General features: G+C 69.2%; 16 protein-coding genes and 1 pseudogene. 3 read left to right on the top strand and 14 right to left on the bottom strand.

The window, feature by feature from the left end; genetic code table 11:
* Positions 1–58 precede the first annotated feature (58 nt).
* From ligA to IEX05_RS04500, 5 genes are read right to left on the bottom strand one after another with little or no spacing between them, the layout of a single operon-like run.
* A complete protein-coding gene (gene ligA / locus IEX05_RS04520) occupies positions 59–2,455 on the bottom strand; it encodes an NAD-dependent DNA ligase LigA (RefSeq protein ID WP_188700188.1) in 2,397 nt (798 codons plus the stop codon).
* A gap of 38 nt (positions 2,456–2,493) precedes the next feature.
* Positions 2,494–3,591, bottom strand: a complete 1,098-nt coding sequence (mnmA, locus tag IEX05_RS04515) for a tRNA 2-thiouridine(34) synthase MnmA (protein ID WP_188700187.1) — start codon at positions 3,589–3,591, stop codon at positions 2,494–2,496.
* A 27-nt stretch (positions 3,592–3,618) separates the two neighbouring features.
* On the bottom strand, positions 3,619–4,776 hold the full coding sequence (locus IEX05_RS04510) for a cysteine desulfurase family protein (protein ID WP_188700186.1): 1,158 nt from the start codon (positions 4,774–4,776) through the stop codon (positions 3,619–3,621).
* 2 nt (positions 4,777–4,778) lie between these two features.
* Entirely contained in the window at positions 4,779–5,690 is a 912-nt protein-coding gene (locus tag IEX05_RS04505) for a tetratricopeptide repeat protein (protein WP_188700185.1), read from the bottom strand.
* 22 nt (positions 5,691–5,712) lie between these two features.
* Entirely contained in the window at positions 5,713–7,515 is a 1,803-nt protein-coding gene (locus IEX05_RS04500; RefSeq protein ID WP_188700184.1) for a DUF8094 domain-containing protein, read from the bottom strand.
* Between the two features lie 175 nt (positions 7,516–7,690).
* On the opposite strand from IEX05_RS04500, the gene IEX05_RS04495 reads away from it, so the two are divergent.
* Complete coding sequence (locus IEX05_RS04495; protein ID WP_188700183.1) at positions 7,691–8,740, top strand: AI-2E family transporter; 1,050 nt, start codon at positions 7,691–7,693, stop codon at positions 8,738–8,740.
* On the opposite strand, the gene IEX05_RS04490 is transcribed toward IEX05_RS04495, so the two are convergent.
* The 9 genes and pseudogenes from IEX05_RS04490 to rpsB all read right to left on the bottom strand — a co-directional run.
* Entirely contained in the window at positions 8,715–9,458 is a 744-nt protein-coding gene (locus tag IEX05_RS04490) for an alpha/beta hydrolase (protein ID WP_188700182.1), read from the bottom strand. The two genes, IEX05_RS04495 and IEX05_RS04490, sit on opposite strands and share 26 nt — an antisense overlap.
* A gap of 35 nt (positions 9,459–9,493) precedes the next feature.
* Positions 9,494–9,781: an Rv1322 family protein gene (locus IEX05_RS04485; protein WP_188700181.1), complete on the bottom strand. Its 288-nt coding sequence runs from the start codon at positions 9,779–9,781 to the stop codon at positions 9,494–9,496.
* A gap of 13 nt (positions 9,782–9,794) precedes the next feature.
* Complete coding sequence (locus IEX05_RS04480; protein ID WP_229661120.1) at positions 9,795–10,556, bottom strand: aggregation-promoting factor C-terminal-like domain-containing protein; 762 nt, start codon at positions 10,554–10,556, stop codon at positions 9,795–9,797.
* Positions 10,557–10,621: 65 nt separating this feature from the next.
* Positions 10,622–11,179: a DivIVA domain-containing protein gene (locus IEX05_RS04475; protein WP_229661119.1), complete on the bottom strand. Its 558-nt coding sequence runs from the start codon at positions 11,177–11,179 to the stop codon at positions 10,622–10,624.
* Between the two features lie 11 nt (positions 11,180–11,190).
* Positions 11,191–12,195: a phosphatidate cytidylyltransferase gene (locus IEX05_RS04470; protein WP_188700180.1), complete on the bottom strand. Its 1,005-nt coding sequence runs from the start codon at positions 12,193–12,195 to the stop codon at positions 11,191–11,193.
* Positions 12,196–12,198: 3 nt separating this feature from the next.
* On the bottom strand, positions 12,199–12,753 hold the full coding sequence (frr, locus tag IEX05_RS04465) for a ribosome recycling factor (RefSeq protein WP_188700179.1): 555 nt from the start codon (positions 12,751–12,753) through the stop codon (positions 12,199–12,201).
* 45 nt (positions 12,754–12,798) lie between these two features.
* The gene (pyrH, locus tag IEX05_RS04460) at positions 12,799–13,515 is read right to left on the bottom strand and encodes a UMP kinase (protein WP_188700178.1); all 717 of its coding nucleotides are present in this window, start codon (positions 13,513–13,515) and stop codon (positions 12,799–12,801) included.
* Between the two features lie 157 nt (positions 13,516–13,672).
* Entirely contained in the window at positions 13,673–14,500 is an 828-nt protein-coding gene (tsf, locus tag IEX05_RS04455) for a translation elongation factor Ts (RefSeq protein WP_188700177.1), read from the bottom strand.
* 32 nt (positions 14,501–14,532) lie between these two features.
* Positions 14,533–15,321 (bottom strand): annotated as a pseudogene (gene rpsB, locus IEX05_RS04450) (30S ribosomal protein S2); the annotation flags it as partial.
* A 308-nt stretch (positions 15,322–15,629) separates the two neighbouring features.
* Here rpsB and IEX05_RS04445 point away from each other — a divergent pair.
* Complete coding sequence (locus IEX05_RS04445; protein WP_229661118.1) at positions 15,630–16,160, top strand: murein hydrolase activator EnvC family protein; 531 nt, start codon at positions 15,630–15,632, stop codon at positions 16,158–16,160.
* Between the two features lie 18 nt (positions 16,161–16,178).
* Entirely contained in the window at positions 16,179–17,078 is a 900-nt protein-coding gene (locus IEX05_RS04440; RefSeq protein ID WP_188700176.1) for a tyrosine recombinase XerC, read from the top strand.

Here is a 17,078-nt window from a genome sequence, read left to right as displayed (position 1 = left end):
ACTACCGCCGCGGAGACGTGCGGGCGTGCCGGCCCTATCGCGCGCCGCCGCGCGGCGCCTACAGCGAGAGCGCGGCCGGGCCTTCGGTCACCAGGACCGCGAACTGGGCGGCATCGAGCACGGGAATACCGAGTTCCTCGGCCTTGGCAAGCTTGGATCCGGCGCCCGGCCCCGCCGCGACGAAATCGGTCTTCTTCGAGACGCTCGAGGCGGCCTTCCCACCGGCCTGGATGATCGCTTCCTTGGCGCCGTCGCGCGTGAAGCCGTCCAGGGTGCCCGTCGCGACGACGGTGAGGCCCTCGAGCACGCCACCCGCGGCGACGGCCGCGCCGGGGCCGGGGTGACCGGGTGTGTCGAAGCTCACGCCCGCGGCGATCCATTGCTCGACGATGTCGCGGTGCCAGTCGACCTCGAACCAGTCGAGGAGCGACTGCGCGATGATGCCGCCGACGCCTTCGACGGCGGCGAGTTCCTCGACGCTCGCCGCGCGAATCGCGGCGAGCGATCCGAAGTAGTCGGCGACCGCGCGGGCAGCGACGGGTCCGACGTGACGGATATTGAGCGCGACGATCTGGCGCCACAGTTCCTTCGTCTTGGCACGCTCGAGTTCCTCGAGCAGCTTCACGGCCTGGGCCGAGGGATGCACGATCACGAAGTCCTTGCGGATGCCCGCCTTGCGGCGCTCCGCGGGGGTCGCATCCTCCCAGCCGGGAGGGTAGACCTTCTCGATGCGCTGGAATGGCGCCCGCCGCACGATCTCGCCCGTCTTCTCGTCGACGCGGTCTTCGCCCGTCTCGGGATCCGTGACCACGACCTCGACGGACACGATGTCATCGAGGGTCAGAGTGAACAGGCCCGCCTCCGTCGACAGCACGGGAGCGAGCTCCTCGCCGGTCTGCGCGTTGCGCGCGGGCTGCGTGAGCGCCGCCGCGGTGACCTCGCCGAGCGCCTCGACATCGAGTGCGCCGCGCGAGCCGATGTGCTCGACGCGCCCTCGCACCTGCGCCGGGCACGACTGCCCGTTGGGGCACCGGAGATCGATGTCGCCGTCTTTCATGGGGCGCAGCGGGGTGCCGCATTCAGGGCACTCCGTGGGCATCACAAAGGCGCGCTCGGTCCCGTCGCGCTTGTCGACGACCGGGCCAAGCACCTCCGGGATCACGTCGCCCGCCTTGCGCAACACGACGGTGTCGCCGATGAGGACACCCTTGTGAACGACGACCTCCTGGTTGTGCAGGGTCGCCTGCCGCACGACGCTGCCGGCCACGAGCTTCGGCTCCATGACCGCGTACGGTGTCGCGCGGCCGGTGCGGCCGACGCCCACCCGGATGTCGAGGAGCTTTGTCTGCACCTCCTCGGGCGGGTACTTGTACGCGATGGCCCAGCGCGGCGCGCGGCTCGTTGCGCCCAGCTCATCGTGGAGCGCGAGCTCGTCGATCTTCACGACGATGCCGTCGAGCTCGTGTTCGACGGAGTGGCGGTTCTCGCCGTAGTGCGCGACAAACTCGAGCACCTCGTCGATGGTCGCGCACACGCGATAGTGCGGACTCGTCGGCAGGCCCCATGTCGAGAGCAGTTCGTAGATCTCGCTCTGCGAAGACACCGGGGGGTTCTGCCACGCGCCGATGCCATGCACGTAGAGGCGAAGCGAGGTCAGTCGGGCCTCGCCCGCCTCGAGTTCGAGCCCGTCTTTCTTCTCGATCTGCTGGCGCAGCCCGCCGCTTGCGGCGTTTCGCGGATTCGCGAATGCCGGAAACCGTCGCTCGGCCGCCGTGCGCGCTCGTTCCTCGTCGAAGTCCTTCTTCGTCGCGCTCCGGGTGTTCTCCCACTTGGCCCGCGCCTCGTCGAACGCGCGCTCCCGCCGCGACGCCTGACCGGCGTTCAGCGCGTGAAACTCCTCGACGGGGATGAAGACCTCGCCGCGCACCTCGACGATCTCGGGATGCCCCTCGCCCGAGAGGCGCTCCGGGATCCCCGCGACGCGCAGGGCGTTGTCGGTGACGATCTCGCCGACACGGCCGTCTCCACGCGTCGCCGCGGACGTCAGCACCCCGTTCTCGTAGCGAAGGTTGATCGCGAGGCCGTCGATCTTGAGCTCCGTCAGCCAGCGCACCTCCCGACCCGCCGCCTCTGCGGCCTTCACGCACCACTCGCGCAGCTCGTCGGGTGAGAAGACGTTGTCGAGGCTCAGCATGCGCTCCGCATGCTCGATCGTGTCGAGGCCGGTCGTCTCCGCGGCGCCGACGGTCTGTGTCGGGGAGTCCTGCGCGCGGAGGACGGGATGCGCCTCCTCCAACTCCTCGAGCCGGTGCAACCAGCCGTCGTACGTCTGATCGTCCACCTCGGAGGTATCGGATCCGTAGTACGCGTCGCGCGCGGCTTCGATGCGGGCGACGAGCTCGTCCGCCTCCGCGCGAGCGTCGTCCAGGCTGAGATCGGTAGCGCTGATGGTCACGAATTGAGTCTAGGCACGGAGGGCTGACAAACGAACAGTCACGCCTCGACGGGAACCGCCGAGACCGTCGTGTCGATGGTGCACTGTCCGACCACTCGCGTGCCGACGTAGACGACGGCGGTCTGACCCGTCGCGACGCCGTCGAGCGGAACCTCCGGGGTGATCACGAGGGATCCGCCCTCGAGCGCGGCGAGCGCGGGCACCGGATCCGCATGCGCACGGATCTGCACCTCGCAGGCGAACTCCGCGTCGCGTGGCGCCGGGCCCGCCCAGCTGTAGCGGGAACCCGAGATCCGCGACACCGCCAGCGCCTCCTTCGGGCCGACGACGACCTGGTTCTGCACGGGGCGGATCTCGAGCACGAAGCGCGGCTTGCCGTCCGGCGCGGGGCGGCCGATGTTCAGACCCTTCCGCTGCCCCACCGTGAAGGCGTGGGCCCCCTCGTGCGTGCCGAGCACGGCGCCCGAACGGTCGAGGATCTCGCCCTGCTCCATCCCCATCTTCTCGGCGAGGTAACCGCGGGTGTCGCCGTCGGGAATGAAGCAGATGTCGTAACTGTCGGGCTTCTTCGCGACCGAGAAGCCGCGCGCCTCGGCCTCGGCACGCACGATCTGCTTCGACGGGGTCGTGCCGAGCGGGAAATAGCAGTGCCGCAGCTGCTCGGCGTTCAGAACGCCGAGCACGTACGACTGGTCCTTCGCCTCCTCGCTCGAGCGGTGCAGCTCGAGGCCGTCCTCGCCCTCGACGAGCGTCGCATAGTGTCCCGTGCAGATCGCGTCGAAACCCAGCTCCAGCGCGCGCTCGAGGAGCGCCGCGAACTTGATCTTCTCGTTGCACCGCATGCACGGATTCGGCGTGCGCCCGGCCTGGTACTCCGAGATGAAATCGTCGATCACGTCGTCGCGGAAGCGCTCGGAGAAGTCCCACACGTAGAACGGGATTCCGAGCTTGTCGGCGACGCGGCGCGCGTCCATGGCGTCCTCCACGGTGCAGCACCCGCGGCTACCCGTGCGGAGGGTGCCGCCCGCGCGAGACAGCGCCAGGTGCACGCCGACGACCTCGTGGCCGGCTTCCACGGCCCGCGCCGCCGCCACGGCCGAGTCGACGCCACCGCTCATCGCCGCTAGTACTCGCATGATGCCAGGGTACGCGGCGCAGCTGAGTCAGCGGTGGGTCAGACGGCTGTAGTCATCCACGAGGGCCTCGCCGAGCCGGTGCATGTCAGCCTCGCTCGTCGTGCGCCCCATGGAGATCCGCAGCACCTGTCGCGCTGCCTCGGCGGAGTAGCCGAGCGCCATGACGACGTGCGACGGCTCCGCGACGCCCGCCTGACACGCCGAGCCGGTCGAGACCGAGATTCCGCGCTGATCGAGGAGGAAGAGCAGCGACTCTCCCTCGGCTCCCGGCAGATGCAGGTGGATCGTTCCGGGCAGATGGGAGTCGGGATCGCCGAGGACGACCGCCTCGGGCAGTCGCGCACCGAGCGTCGCGAGGAAGCGCGAGCGCAGTTCCTCCAGGCGTGCGTTCTCCGTCTGCCGTTCCGCGTCCGCGAGCTCGAGAGCGGTCGCGAGCGCCACGGCCCCCGCCACGTCCTGCGTCCCGGCGCGCAGCCCGCGCTGCTGACCACCGCCGTGCAGGAGCGGATCCGGTGCCGCGTGGCGGGACACGATGAGCGCGCCCGTGCCGACGGGGGCGCCGAGCTTGTGGCCCGAGATGCTCAAAGCCACGAGCCCCGCACCGGCGACAGCCGGCCCCCGCCACGCCGAGAACTCGATCGCCAGGTGCCCGGCGGCGGCGACCGCGTCGAGGTGCAGGGGCACGCCAGCCTCGGCCGCGGCCCGCGACAGCGCGGGCGCGTCGTTGATCGTGCCCGTCTCGTTGGCCGCGACGAGGGCGGTCGCGAGCGCCGTCGAGGAATCGAGCGCCTCGCGGAACGCGTCCTCGGGGATCCGTCCCACCCGGTCGAGCGCGACGGATCGCACTCGGGCGCCCTCCCGGGCAACGAGCCACGACGCGGCGTCGAGGCTCGCATGATGCTCACCGTCCGGCAGCACGATCGTGTCGCGCTGCGGGCCCCGCGACGACCACAGGCCCTTGAGCGCGAGGTTCACCGACTCCGTGCCGCCCGAGGTGAGCACGACCTCGATCGGCTGACATCCGAGGCTCGTGGCGATGCGTTCGCGCGCCTCCTCGAGCACCCGGCGCGCCCGCTGACCGGCGCCGTGCACCGAGGAGGCGTTGCCGACACCCTGCGCCTCGAGCCACGCGTCGCGCACCTCGCCGCGCAGCGGCGTCGTCGCGGCGTGATCGAGGTAGATCATTCTCAGAACAGCAGGCTCGTCAGGCGGGTGCGCGCGGCGATGACGCGCGGATCGGTCTGCCCGATGAGCCCGAACAGCTCAATCAGGCGGTCCTTCACGGCCGCCTCGCGGCCCGTGGCGAGGAACAGGTCGAGAAGCCGATCGAAGGCGTCGTCGACGTGTCCGCCCGCGATGTCGAGGTCGGCGATGAGGAACTGCTCGTCGAGGCCCTTCGGATTCTCGGCCGCGGCCTGTCGCGCGGCCTGCAGGTTGACGCCGGCGATGCGTTCCAGCAAGCGGACCTGCGCGAGCCCTGCGGCCGCTTGTTCGTCCCGGGGGTTCTCCTTCAGAGCCTTCTCGTAGGCGGCGATCGCGCCCGCGTTGTCGCCGCGCTCGATCGCGTCGAACGCCTCCTGGTGCAGCGGGGGAAGCGCCGGCTCATCGGCGTCGGCGCCTGCGCCGTCGAGCGAGCCCGTGACGCCCTGCTGCGCCGCGAGGTCGAGCAGCTGTCCGAAGACGGCGCGGGCCTGCTCCTCGTCGACGACGGAGGTGAACATCGGCACGGGACGGCCGGCGATCAGGGCGACGACGGCGGGCATCGACTGCACCTGGAACGCCTGCACGATCTGCGGGCTCCGGTCGACGTCGACCTTCGCGAGAAGGACCCGGCCGCCGAGCTCCCGAACGACCTTCTCGATCACGGGGCTCAGCTGCATGCTCTGTTCGAATCGCGCGGAGAACAGGTCCACGACGACGGGGATCTGGCGCGAGAGCTCCATCACCTGGCCGAAGCTCTGGTCGGTGGCCTCCATCACGACATCGGGTACGGATCCCGCGCCCGACGCCGCACCCGGCGCGGGTGCGGCGGGACGGTTGCGCAGGGAGGACAGGTCTACGGCTCCGCGCAGGGCGGATCCGAGAGAGGCGTCAGACATCGATCACCTTTCGATGGGGTTGTCAGTTTTCTTCGTCGGACTGCTCGTCCGTGTCGTCCTCGATCAGCGTCGCGTCGGCGAGACCGTAGGAGAACCCGAGCATGCGGATCTTCTCTTCGGAGGCCTTCGCCGGAACGTAGAAGAACAGCTGGCTGCGGTAGTACGTCGTCAGCCCCGTCTTGGTCTCCTCTTCGCCGACGAAGTGTTCGATCTCTGGCGCGTCGGGGATCTTGATGACGCCATCGTCCACGGTCGGCTTGAGCGTCTCCGAGTCGAGGAAGGGTACCGCCACGATCGCGCCGCTGTCGAAGGTCGCGAGCGCGACCGGGTCGCCGTCGACGGCACGCTGGTCGAAGGTCATCTCCGCCGTCTGCTCGTCATCGGTGGTCGCCGATTCGTTGAAGGTGTCGAGCGTCGTCTTGCGCTTGTCATTCAGCGCCGTCAGGAACGCGTCTCCTTCGACGTCGAAGAGCTCCGCGTACTCGCTCTCCTCGCCGTGCGCGACGATGTCGGCGTAGGTGCCGGAGAGGTCGGCGGGCGTCACCTCGAGGAAGGAGGACTCCGGCGGAACGACGACCGCTCCCATCCATGCGGGCGCGAGCTGCGGCAGCTCCGTGTTCGCCACGATCGATCCCATGTAGGAGATCTTGTATGTCTCCCAGGGGCTCTGCTGCGAGGCGAAGAGGATCGTCGGGTTCTTCTCGTCCGCGTCGCCCACGACCATGAGGGCCGTTCGCGGCCAACCGTCATTCGCCTGCGGCAGGAGCACGCTCACGGGGCCTTCGGGAAGCGCGACGGGCAGCTTCCAGTCCTCGACGTCGCCGCGGATCTCGTACGCGGTCTTGCGCATGTCGTAGGCGGCACCGGTGAGACGCTTCGATCCGAGCTCGATGTCGGTCTCCCGGTCCGCGTCGCCGAGGACCTGCGCCATCGACGCGACGATGCGCTCCGCCTGCGCGTCCGTCAGGGCGGGCATCTCCGCGTCGGGCGCCGTCGAGACGGACGGCGTCGGCGTCGGCGTCGGATCCTTCGACAGATCCGGCCACGCCGAGGGCGTGCATCCCGCGAGGAGCGCACCCGCCACGGTCACGGTCGGGATCGCCCACATCGCCCGGCGGGCCGAACCGCGCGAGGCGCGGCGGCCACGGCCGGAAGGCGCGGATCCCTTGCGGCGCGGGCCGCGGCGGCGCCGGAGGTGGATGAAGCCGAGGATCCAGAAGATCAGGCCGATCAGGAGGGCGAGGCAGCCGGCCGCGATGAGGGGCCCGGCCCACGGCGTGGTGATCTCGCCCGTCTGCCAGGTGACGCTGACCTCGCTCGGCGCCGGAGCGTTCCCGTCCGCGGCAACCAGCAGGCTCATTCCCTCGGGAAGGGCGAAGTCGCGCTGAAGCGAACCGTCGGCGGTGAGCTGTTCGATCCAGAGGTCCGAGTCGCGCGGGTTCCACCAGACGCGCTCGCCCGTGTCCGCGTACTCGTTCGTGGGCTCCACCACGTCCACCGAGACCCGCGGCTCGCCGTTCTCGGCGCGGCCCTCCGCGAGCGTCGCGTGGTTGTAGCTCGTGTCGCTCAGCCACGCCGTGATGTCGGAGGTGCGACCGTACGAGACGAAGATCTCGTCATCGTCGTCGGTGATCGTCACGCCCTGCTGCCCCGGGTAGGCCGAGAGCACATCGGCGTCGATCACCGTGTACGGGAGCTCAGCGTCGGCGGCCGCAATGGGGCTCGTCACGGTGTCGGGCTCGCTTGCGAGCGCCAGGCGCGCGACGCCCGTGCCGATCAAGCCCACCGCGACGAGGAAGGCGACGACCGCCCAGACAAATCTCACGAATCACTTCTCCTCGAATCGGCGCCGAGGACGCATCCTCGACAGTCGGACTCCCCAGCGTAACGAGAACACCTGTGAGTCGAACACAATCGCTCCGGCGCGGCCCTCGCCGCGCCCTACCGCCGACGGGTACGCTCGGAACTGCCCCGGCCGCGTCCCCCGTAGCAGGAACCTCATGAAGATTCATAACCCATTCCGCCTCGGATTCGTCGCCACGCTCGGCGTCGGCCTCGCCGTGATCCTCTTGCAGAGCATCCAGAGCCTGTCGACGGTGCTGCTCTATGTCGGCACGGCGCTGTTCATCTCGCTCGGCCTCGACCCGCTCGTGAGCTGGCTCGCGAAGAAGTGGATGCCGCGCTGGCTCGCCGTCCTCATCGCCATCGTCGGTGTGCTCGCGGCCTTCGCGGGCATCCTGCTGATCATCGTGCCGGTGCTCATCGACCAGGTCTCGCAGCTCGTTCGGCGGATCACGCTTCAGCTCAATCGCTCCGATTGGCAGGCCGAGGTCGAGGTCTGGTTGCGCGAACTGTTCCCCAATCTCGACGTGGCGCTCGTGTTCGACGCCGTCAACGACTGGCTCACCAACAACATCTTCTCGATCAGCGAGAGCCTCCTCAGCGCGACCTTCGGCGTGGCGAATGGGCTCTTCGGTGCGTTCATCGTGCTCATCCTGACGATCTACCTCACCGCGTCCACCCCGTCGCTGAAGAGCGCGATCTACCAGATGGTGCCGGCGTCGAAGCGCCCGATCTTCATGGACATCGGAAACCAGATCACCGACTCGGTCGGTCACTACGTGATGGGGCAGATCAGCCTCGCCGCGATCAACGGCGCACTCAGCGCGCTGTTCCTCACGATCATCGACGCGCCGTTCGCGATGGTGCTCGCGGTGATCGCGTTCATCGGATCGATGATCCCCCTCGTCGGTACCGTCACCGGCACGACGATCATCGTGCTCGTCTGCCTCATCCCGAGCGTCGGCAACCTCACGACCGCCATCATCGCGGCCGTCTACTACCTGATCTACATGCAGATCGAGGCATATGTTCTCGCCCCGCGCATCATGAGCCGGGCGGTCGCCGTCCCCGGTGGCGTCGTCGTCGTCGCCGCGCTCGCGGGCGGCGCGCTCCTCGGCCTCCTCGGGGCGCTCATCGCGATCCCCGTGGCCGCGAGCATCCTGATCCTCTACCGCCAGGTACTCATTCCGCGGATGAACGCGCGGTAGCCCCCGGCTCGTCCTCCCAGTGTGTGGGCAGCGGCAGGGCGGCGGGATTGACCGCCGCGACGATCTCGTTCAGCACGCGCGTCGTCTGCTTCTCGCCGACCCACAGGTGCTTTCCACCCTCGACGGCGACGAGCTTCGCATGCGGCACCGAGGCGAAGCGTTCGCGCGCCTCGTCGGGGCGCAGATAGTCGTCGAATTCGGGGACGAGGATCACGAGCGGCCGGGGGTCTCCGGCCCACGCCGCGACCTCCTCCTCGCTCGCCCGATGAAGAGGCGGCGAGAGCAGGATCGCGCCGGCGATCTCGTGGTCGCGACCGTACTTGAGCGTGAGCTCGGTTCCGAAGGACCAGCCGAGCAACCACGGCACCGGGAGGCCGCGCTCCGTGACGAAACGCATGGCCGCCTCGACGTCGGCGCGCTCGGTGACGCCCTCCCCGAAGGAGCCTTCGCTCGTACCGCGCGGCGAGGAGGTGCCGCGCGTGTTGAAGCGCAACACCGCGAGCTGCGCGAGCGCCGGCAGGCGGGCGGCGGCCTTGCGAATGATGTGGGAGTCCATGAAGCCGCCGTGCGTCGGCAGCGGGTGCAGCGTCACGAGGGTCGCGACGGGCTCGCCCTCGAGAGGGAGCGAGAGCTCACCGACGAGCGTCAGACCATCACTCGTCTTCAGTTCGATGTCCTCGCGACGGGCAGGCAGGTTCACGGCACCACGGATCTCCACGGATCCAGTCTAGGAGCCGCTCGGTCGGTGCGTTCTCAGACGAGGTTCCAGCAGTGCGTGTGCCAGTGGCGCCGCGCCTCGAGATCGGCTCGCGCGCCCATCACACCGTCGTCCCGCCACGTCACCACGTGCGCCGTGCCTGGCGCAATCGTCCGGGAGCACCCGGGGCAGGTGTACGCCTTCTCGCTTCGGCCCTGGCCCACCGGCTGCACGTTCCACGCGCCGCCGCGGCGTTCCTCGGTACGGCGAAAGCCCGAGACGAGGCGTTCGAAGGACTCATCCGTCGATCGTGGCTCAGGGCGCCGGCGACGAGAACGACCCATCGTCAGACGCTCCTTACCACCAGTGGTTCGAGACCCAGAAGGCGTGGGCGTTCGCCCAGCTTCCGTAGCGCCCGACGGCGTAGCCGTTCGCCCACTGAAGGTTCGCGACGGGGTTGTAGCCGCCACCGGGAACCTTGCTGCAGGGCAGCGCCTGGACGAGACCGCACGCACCGGAGGCCGCGTTGGTCGCGTTCGGGTTCCAGCCGCTCTCGCGCGTGACGATGTAGTCGACGTAGCCCCAATCGCTCTCGGCGATACCCGCGGCGGCCATCCACTCCGCGGGCGAGCCGCCGCCCGCGTACGGGGCCGGGGGCTGGATCGGCGCGGGCGGGGCGCCGGGGATCGTCGCACCCTCCGCGGCGTCGGGGGCGGCTGCCGGAGCGACGGTCGGCTCTGGCGTTCGCACCTCGACCTCGTAGGTCACGTTGGACAGCGCCGACATGACCGCGCCGTGCTCGGCGACCGCGAAGAGCTGGGCCTCGTCGGCGGCGGTGGCATAGGCCGACTTCTGCTCGTGATCCTGGCTCGCCTGGGCCGTCTGCGACTGCAGCACCGGGGCGACCATCGCGCCCACGATCCCCACCGCCGCAACACCGCCGAAGACGCCGATCGCGACGCGACGCGCCGTCCAGGCCCGAACGGTCTTTCGGGCACGTCGGCGCTCTTCGCGGATCGCCGCGCGTTCGATGCGGCGTCCCTCGCTCATCGCCGCGCGCTGCGTGGCGCGGGCCTGACGGCGGGTCTGGGTGCGAGGTTCGCTGTTCTGATCAGTCACAGTGAGCCCAAGTGTACCCGACTGTTACCTGAACGTGACAATGAATTCGCCATTTCGTCCGAATCTCAGCGGACGGCGAGAATGACGCGCACGGCGGCGTCGAGCACCGCGTCAACCTGCTCTTCGCGGTAGCCGCCCCGCTGCGGGTGGAACGCCGCGGTGCGTAGCTGATCCGCCGACACCGGCTCGCCGCGCGCGAAAAAGCGCGCCAAGCGATCGGCGACGGCATCGACCTCGGCAGTCGAGTAGCCGGTGCGCAGTGCGCCGGCGCGCTCGAAGCGACGCCCCTGCGGGCGCCCGAAACGCGCGAGGAGCTCCTGCGCCTCCGTGCGCGCGTCGCCCACCCAGCGGTCGACACCGTCGAGGCGGATCCGCGCGTCGCGCTCGCGGGACGCGAATGCGTCCTCGAGCCGGGCGAGCGCATGGTCGACGCTCCGCATGTCGAAGCCGCCCCGTGTGAGGGGGAAGGAGGCGACGCGGACATCGGCGCTCGTCAGCTCACCCGTGCCGTCCTGATACGAGGCACGCGCCCGATCGAGGAACGCCTGCACCGCTTCGGGGTCGTATCCGCGCTTGTTCCAAGGCACGCGCGTGAACGGCGCGCCGACGGACATCTGGGTCATCGTTCTCCCTCTCACACACCGCTGAGCGGCGACAACAACTGGAACAGCGCGAGCGCGACGACCGCGGACGGCAAGATGCTGTCCAGGCGGTCGAGCACTCCCCCGTGGCCAGGCAGCCAGGAACTCATGTCCTTGATGCCGAGGTCGCGCTTGATCATCGACTCGGCGAGGTCGCCCAGCGTCGCGGATCCGACGAGCGGCACCGCGACGATGATCCCCGCCCACCACGGCATCTCAAGCAGGAAGTAACCCGCGACCGCGCCGATGACGACGGCGACGACGAGGGCCCCGACCGATCCCTCCCAGGTCTTGCCCGGGCTGATGCGAGGCGCGAGCTTGTGCTTGCCGAACATCAGGCCGGAGGCGTAGGCGCCCGTATCGGCGACGATCACGAGCAGGAGGAACATCATGACCCACCGCTCCCCCGATGGCTGCTTCAGCAGCGCCAACGCCGAGCTCGCGAGCAGCGGGACGTAGAGCGTGATGAAGCAGCCGACGATGATGTCGCTGAAGATCGAGGCGTAAACGCGCCCGTCGGGCGATGCCATCTGAGCCACCGCCCGCCACACCACGATGAATGCGAGCACGAGGAAGAACGCCGTCCAGTAGGCGGCGGACGGCAGCCAATAGGCCGAGGCCAGGATGAGCGTGCTGCCCACGAGCTGCGGGATCAGATCGATGCGTCGTCCCCGTGCCTGAAGGGCACGCGAGAGTTCGAAGACGGCGAGGCCCGCAATGCCGATCGCGAGGACCGCGAAGATCCATTTCGCGAACAGCAACGACACCAACACCAGACCGCCGGCCGCGACGCCCACGCCGATCGCGGCGAGGAGGTCACGCCCCGTGCGCTTCTTGATCCGCTCGTTCGTGGCGTCGAATTGGTCGCGCGCCCGATCGACCCGGTGCTCCAGGTCGTCTCGCGCATGCGTCAGCCGGTCGTGCACCGAACCGTGGCGCGCCGACTCAGCGGCGGACTGCTCGTCCCGCCGCTGGTCGTCAGCACTCGATTCACTCACCCGTCAGACCTCGAGAAGCTCGGCTTCCTTGGCGACGAGAGCGGCGTCGATGAGGTCGACGTGCTTCTTCGTCAGCGCGTCAAGGTCCTTCTCGCCGCGAGCGACATCGTCCTCGCCGATCTCGTCCTTGAGCGCCGTCAGGTCGTCCTTCACCTGTCGGCGGATGCCGCGCACGCGCACGCGAGCGTCCTCCGCCTTGCCCTTGACGAGCTTGACGTACTCCTTGCGGCGCTCCTCGGTGAGCTCGGGCATGGTCACGCGGACGATGTTTCCGTCGTTCGACGGGTTCACGCCGAGGTTCGGCATGTCGCGGATCGCCTGCTCGATGGCGGAGAGGGCCGACTTGTCGTACGGCGTGATGACGAGGGTGCGCGCCTCGGGGTTCGCGAGCGCCGCGAGCTGCTGCAGCGGCGTGGGCGTGCCGTAGTAGTCGACGAGCACCTTCTGGAACATCTGCGGATTGGCGCGGCCGGTGCGCACGGTCGCAAAGTCTTCCTTGGCGGCCTCCACGGCACGCTCCATGCGGCTGCTTGCTTCGGAAAGTACGTCTGCGATCACGGGGGACTCCAATTCGTGAGTGAGGGGTAAGACTATTCTCGCGCGTCAGACGGTGACGCTCGTACCGATCGCGTCACCGCGGAGGGCGCTCGTGATGTTACTGGCGGGCTCCATGCCGAACACGCGCATGCTCATCCGGTTGTCCATGCACAGGCTGAGCGCGGTCGAGTCGACGACCTTGAGGCCCTTGACGAGGGCGTCGTTGTAGGTAAGGTGGTCGAGCTTCGTCGCGCTCGCGTCGACCTTCGGGTCGGCCGTGTAGACGCCGTCAACGCCGTTCTTCGCGACGAGCACCTCGTCCGCGCGGATCTCGAGCGCGCGCTGTGCCGCGACGGTGTCGGTCGAGAAGTAGGGCAGCCCGGCGCCCGCGCCGAAGATCACGACGCGGCCCTTCTCCATGTGCCTCTCGGCCTTGCGCGGGATGTACGGCTCGGCCACCTGGCGCATCTCGATGGCCGACTGCACGCGGGTCTCGGTTCCCGCCTGCTCGAGGAAGTCCTGCAGCGCGAGCGCGTTCATGACCGTGCCGAGCATTCCCATGTAGTCGGCACGCGCGCGCTCCATACCGCTCTTCGAGAGCTCCGCGCCGCGGAAGAAGTTTCCGCCGCCGACGACGATGGCGATCTGCACGTCGCGGGCGGCCTCCGAGATCGCGCGGGCGATCTCGCTGACGACATCCGGTGCCACGCCGAGGTGGCCCCCGCCGAACGCCTCCCCCGAGAGCTTCAGAAGTACACGACGGGTGGTGGCGTCACTGGTCACGATGGGGTTCCTCTCAGAGGCAGAAAAAGAGATCTGAATAACGCTAGCGCAGCCAAACCGGATCCTTGCTGCGCACGCGTTTCGTGGCGCGCCCTGCGCGCGAAACGGGGCCCGGAATCCCGCCGAAGCGAGAGCCCGGGCCCCGTTGTCGTACTGCTTAGGCGCCGACCTTGAAGCGGGCGAAGCCGGTGATCGTGATACCGGCGGCGTCCGCGACCTGCTGGATCGAGAGCTTGTTGTCCTTCGCGTAGGCCTGCTCGAGGAGCACGACCTGCTTGAGGAAGGCGTTGACGCGGCCCTCGATGATCTTCGGGAGCGCAGCCTCGGGCTTGCCCTCGTTCCGCGAGATCTCGGTGACGATGTCGCGCTCCTTGTCGACGACCTCGGCCGGAACCTCGTCGCGCGTCAGGTACTGCGGGGCGGCGAACGAGATGTGCTGCGCGATCGAGCGAGCCGTCTCCGCGTCGTCACCCGAGAAGGCGACGACGACACCGACCTGCGCCGGCAGGTCCTTGTTCGTCTTGTGCAGGTACACCTGGAACGACTCGCCCGCCAGGGTGGCGACGTTGCGGAGCTCGATCTTCTCGCCGATGACGGCGGCCTCGTCGGCGATGAGCTGCTCGACGGTCTGACCCTCGGCGTCGGCCTGGAGGCCGGCCTCGACGGTCGTGGCGCCCACGGCGGCAACCGCCGCGAGCACCTTGTCGGCCAGCGAAAGGAACTTGTCGTTCTTCGCGACGAAGTCCGTCTCGCACGCGAGCTCGATGAGCGTCGTCGCGCCGTCGCGCTCGGCCGCGGCCACGAGGCCCTCGGTCGCCGAGCGGTCCGCACGCTTCGCGTTGCCCTTCGCGCCCTGGAGGCGGAGGATCTCGATGGCCTTCTCTAGGTCGCCGTCGGCTTCCTCGAGGGCCTTCTTCGTGTCGACCATGCCGGTTCCGAGCTGCTCGCGCAGCGTCTTGATGTCGGCGATGCTGACGTTTGCCATGGGTGGCTTCCCTTTGCTCTAGGTGTCGATTACTCGGCTGCGGGAGCCTCGGCCGGAGCCTCGGCGTTCTCGCCCGCGAGGAGCTCCTGCTCCCACTCGGCGAGCGGCTCAGCGGCACCCTCGGTGGGGTTGTGCTTGAGCTGAAGACCCTCTGCGGCGGCGTCCGCGATGATGCGGGTGAGGAGCGCGACCGAACGGATCGCGTCGTCGTTGCCGGGGATCGGGTAGGCGAGGTCGTCGGGGTCGACGTTCGTGTCGAGGATGCCGATGACCGGGATGTTCAGCTTGCGCGCCTCGTCGATGGCGAGGTGCTCGCGCTTCGCGTCGACAACCCAGAGGGCCGAGGGGGCCTTCGTGAGGTTGCGGATGCCGCCCAGCGACTTGTGCAGCTTGTCGAGCTCGCGCTTCTTGAGCAGAAGCTCCTTCTTCGTGAAGCCCGACTCGGCGGGGTTCTCGAAGTCGAGCTCCTCGAGCTCCTTCATGCGGGCCAGACGCTTCGACACCGTCTGGAAGTTGGTGAGGAGGCCACCGAGCCAGCGCTCGTTGACGTAGGGCTGACCCACGCGCGTCGCCTGCTCGGCGAGGACTTCCTGAGCCTGCTTCTTGGTTCCGACGAAGAGGATCGTACCGCCGCGGGCGACGGTCTCCTTGACGAAGTCGTACGCGGCGTCGATGAAGCCGAGCGACTGCTGCAGGTCGATGATGTGAATGCCCGAGCGCTCCGTCAGGATGAAGCGCTTCACCTTCGGGTTCCACCGGCGGGTCTGGTGTCCGAAGTGCACGCCGCTGTCGAGCAGCTGGCGAATGGTAACGACGGCCATGGTCGTCTCCTTGAATCAGGGCACACCGATGGTGTGCCGGTTGCGGTTGAGTTGCCGGCGAGCGCCGGCGAGCCTGGTGTCCGACACGCACCCGCCCTCCTGCGAGGGACCGATGGGTGATGTGCCCGGCCGAAGCCGTACAGACACGCGAAGTCATCCCGACGAGCGGGATGCACCCCTCACTATACAGCACCGAGGCGGTCGTCGCGGTGCGCATCAGCGTGCCCACAGGGCACGAATCGCGGGGTTTTCTCCCCAATCCTCGCGCTCGACGAGCGCGCGATTGTGGCCTGCGTCATCGTAGCCCCATGAACACGAGGCACTGCTCGGAGAACGCCCGACGGCGGGGCAGACGACGGATCCTGCTGGCGGCGCTGCTGGCGTTCTGCGTCGCGGCGGGCGGATCCGTGTCCGCAGCTGCGGAGGACGACGCACAGAAGTGGGCGTGGCCCGGGGGCGTCGCGCGCGTCGTGCGGGCGTACGAACAACCACCCACGCCATACGAGGCGGGCCACCGCGGCATCGACATCGCCGTCGCGGGCTCCGACATCGTCTCACCCGCCGACGGCGCGGTGGCGTTCCGCGGTGTCGTCGTCGACCGGCCTCTGATCACCATCGATCACGGAGGGGGTCTCGTGTCTACGCTCGAGCCCGTGGACAGCGATCTCTCCCCCGGCGATGTCGTCGCACGCGGCGAGGTCGTCGGTTCCCTCGCCGTCGGCGGGCACGCCGCGCACGGATCGCTCCACCTGGGCGCCCGCCTCGACGGGGAGTACATCAATCCCCTCGCCCTTCTCGGCGCCGTCGAACGGCCCGTGCTACTGCCGTGCTGCTCGTGACCAGGGCAGACTGGAGGGGTGCTCCTCTCCGACGCGGCCCAACGGTTCACGGTCCACCTCGATCGTGTGCGCCGGCTCTCGCCCGCGACGGTCCGCGCGTATCGCGCCGACCTCGTCGACCTCGTGACCACGATCGGCGACCGCGAGCTTGCCGGCGTCGACATCGAGATGCTGCGCGAATGGCTCTGGCGGGCGTCGCAGCGCGGCGATGCACGCTCGACCCTGGCCCGTCGTACATCGTCGGCGCGGGGCTTCTTCGGCTGGGCGCTCGATGAGGGACTCGTCGAGTCTGACCCGAGCTTGCGCCTCGTCACCCCGAAGAAGGGGCGACATCTCCCCCGCGTTGCGACGGCATCCGGGCTCGACGACATGCTCCGCCGCGCCGCATCCGCGGCGGCCGAGGGCGAACCCGTCGCGCTGCGCGACCACGCCGTGCTCGAGCTGCTCTATGGATCCGGCATCCGAGTGTCGGAACTGTGCGGCCTCGACATCGACGACGTCGACCTGTCGCGCGCGACCGCCCGCGTACTCGGCAAGGGCTCGAAGGAGCGCGTCGTGCCCTTCGGCGCGCCCGCACGCCGCGCGATCGAGGCATACCTGACGCGGGGGCGCCCCGCACTGGCAACGCGGAACGAACGCTCGACCCCGGCGCTATTCCTCGGTGCTCGCGGCGCGCGGCTCGGCCCGCGAGCCGCCTACGACCTGGTCGCCCGCACCGTCGGACCGCTCGTCGGAGGCGCCGCGGGCCCGCACTCGCTCCGCCACTCGGCCGCGACACACCTCCTCGATGGCGGCGCCGACCTTCGGGCCGTGCAGGAGTTCCTCGGCCACGCCAGCCTCGGCACGACGCAGGTGTACACGCACGTGTCGAGCGAGCGACTGGCCGCGGCGTACCGCCAGGCCCACCCGCGCGCGTAA

Source organism: Microbacterium nanhaiense (assembly GCF_014646015.1).
Lineage (GTDB): Bacteria > Actinomycetota > Actinomycetes > Actinomycetales > Microbacteriaceae > Microbacterium > Microbacterium nanhaiense.
Note: the sequence above shows the minus strand (reverse complement) of the source record. Positions and strands in the feature narration are given on the sequence as shown.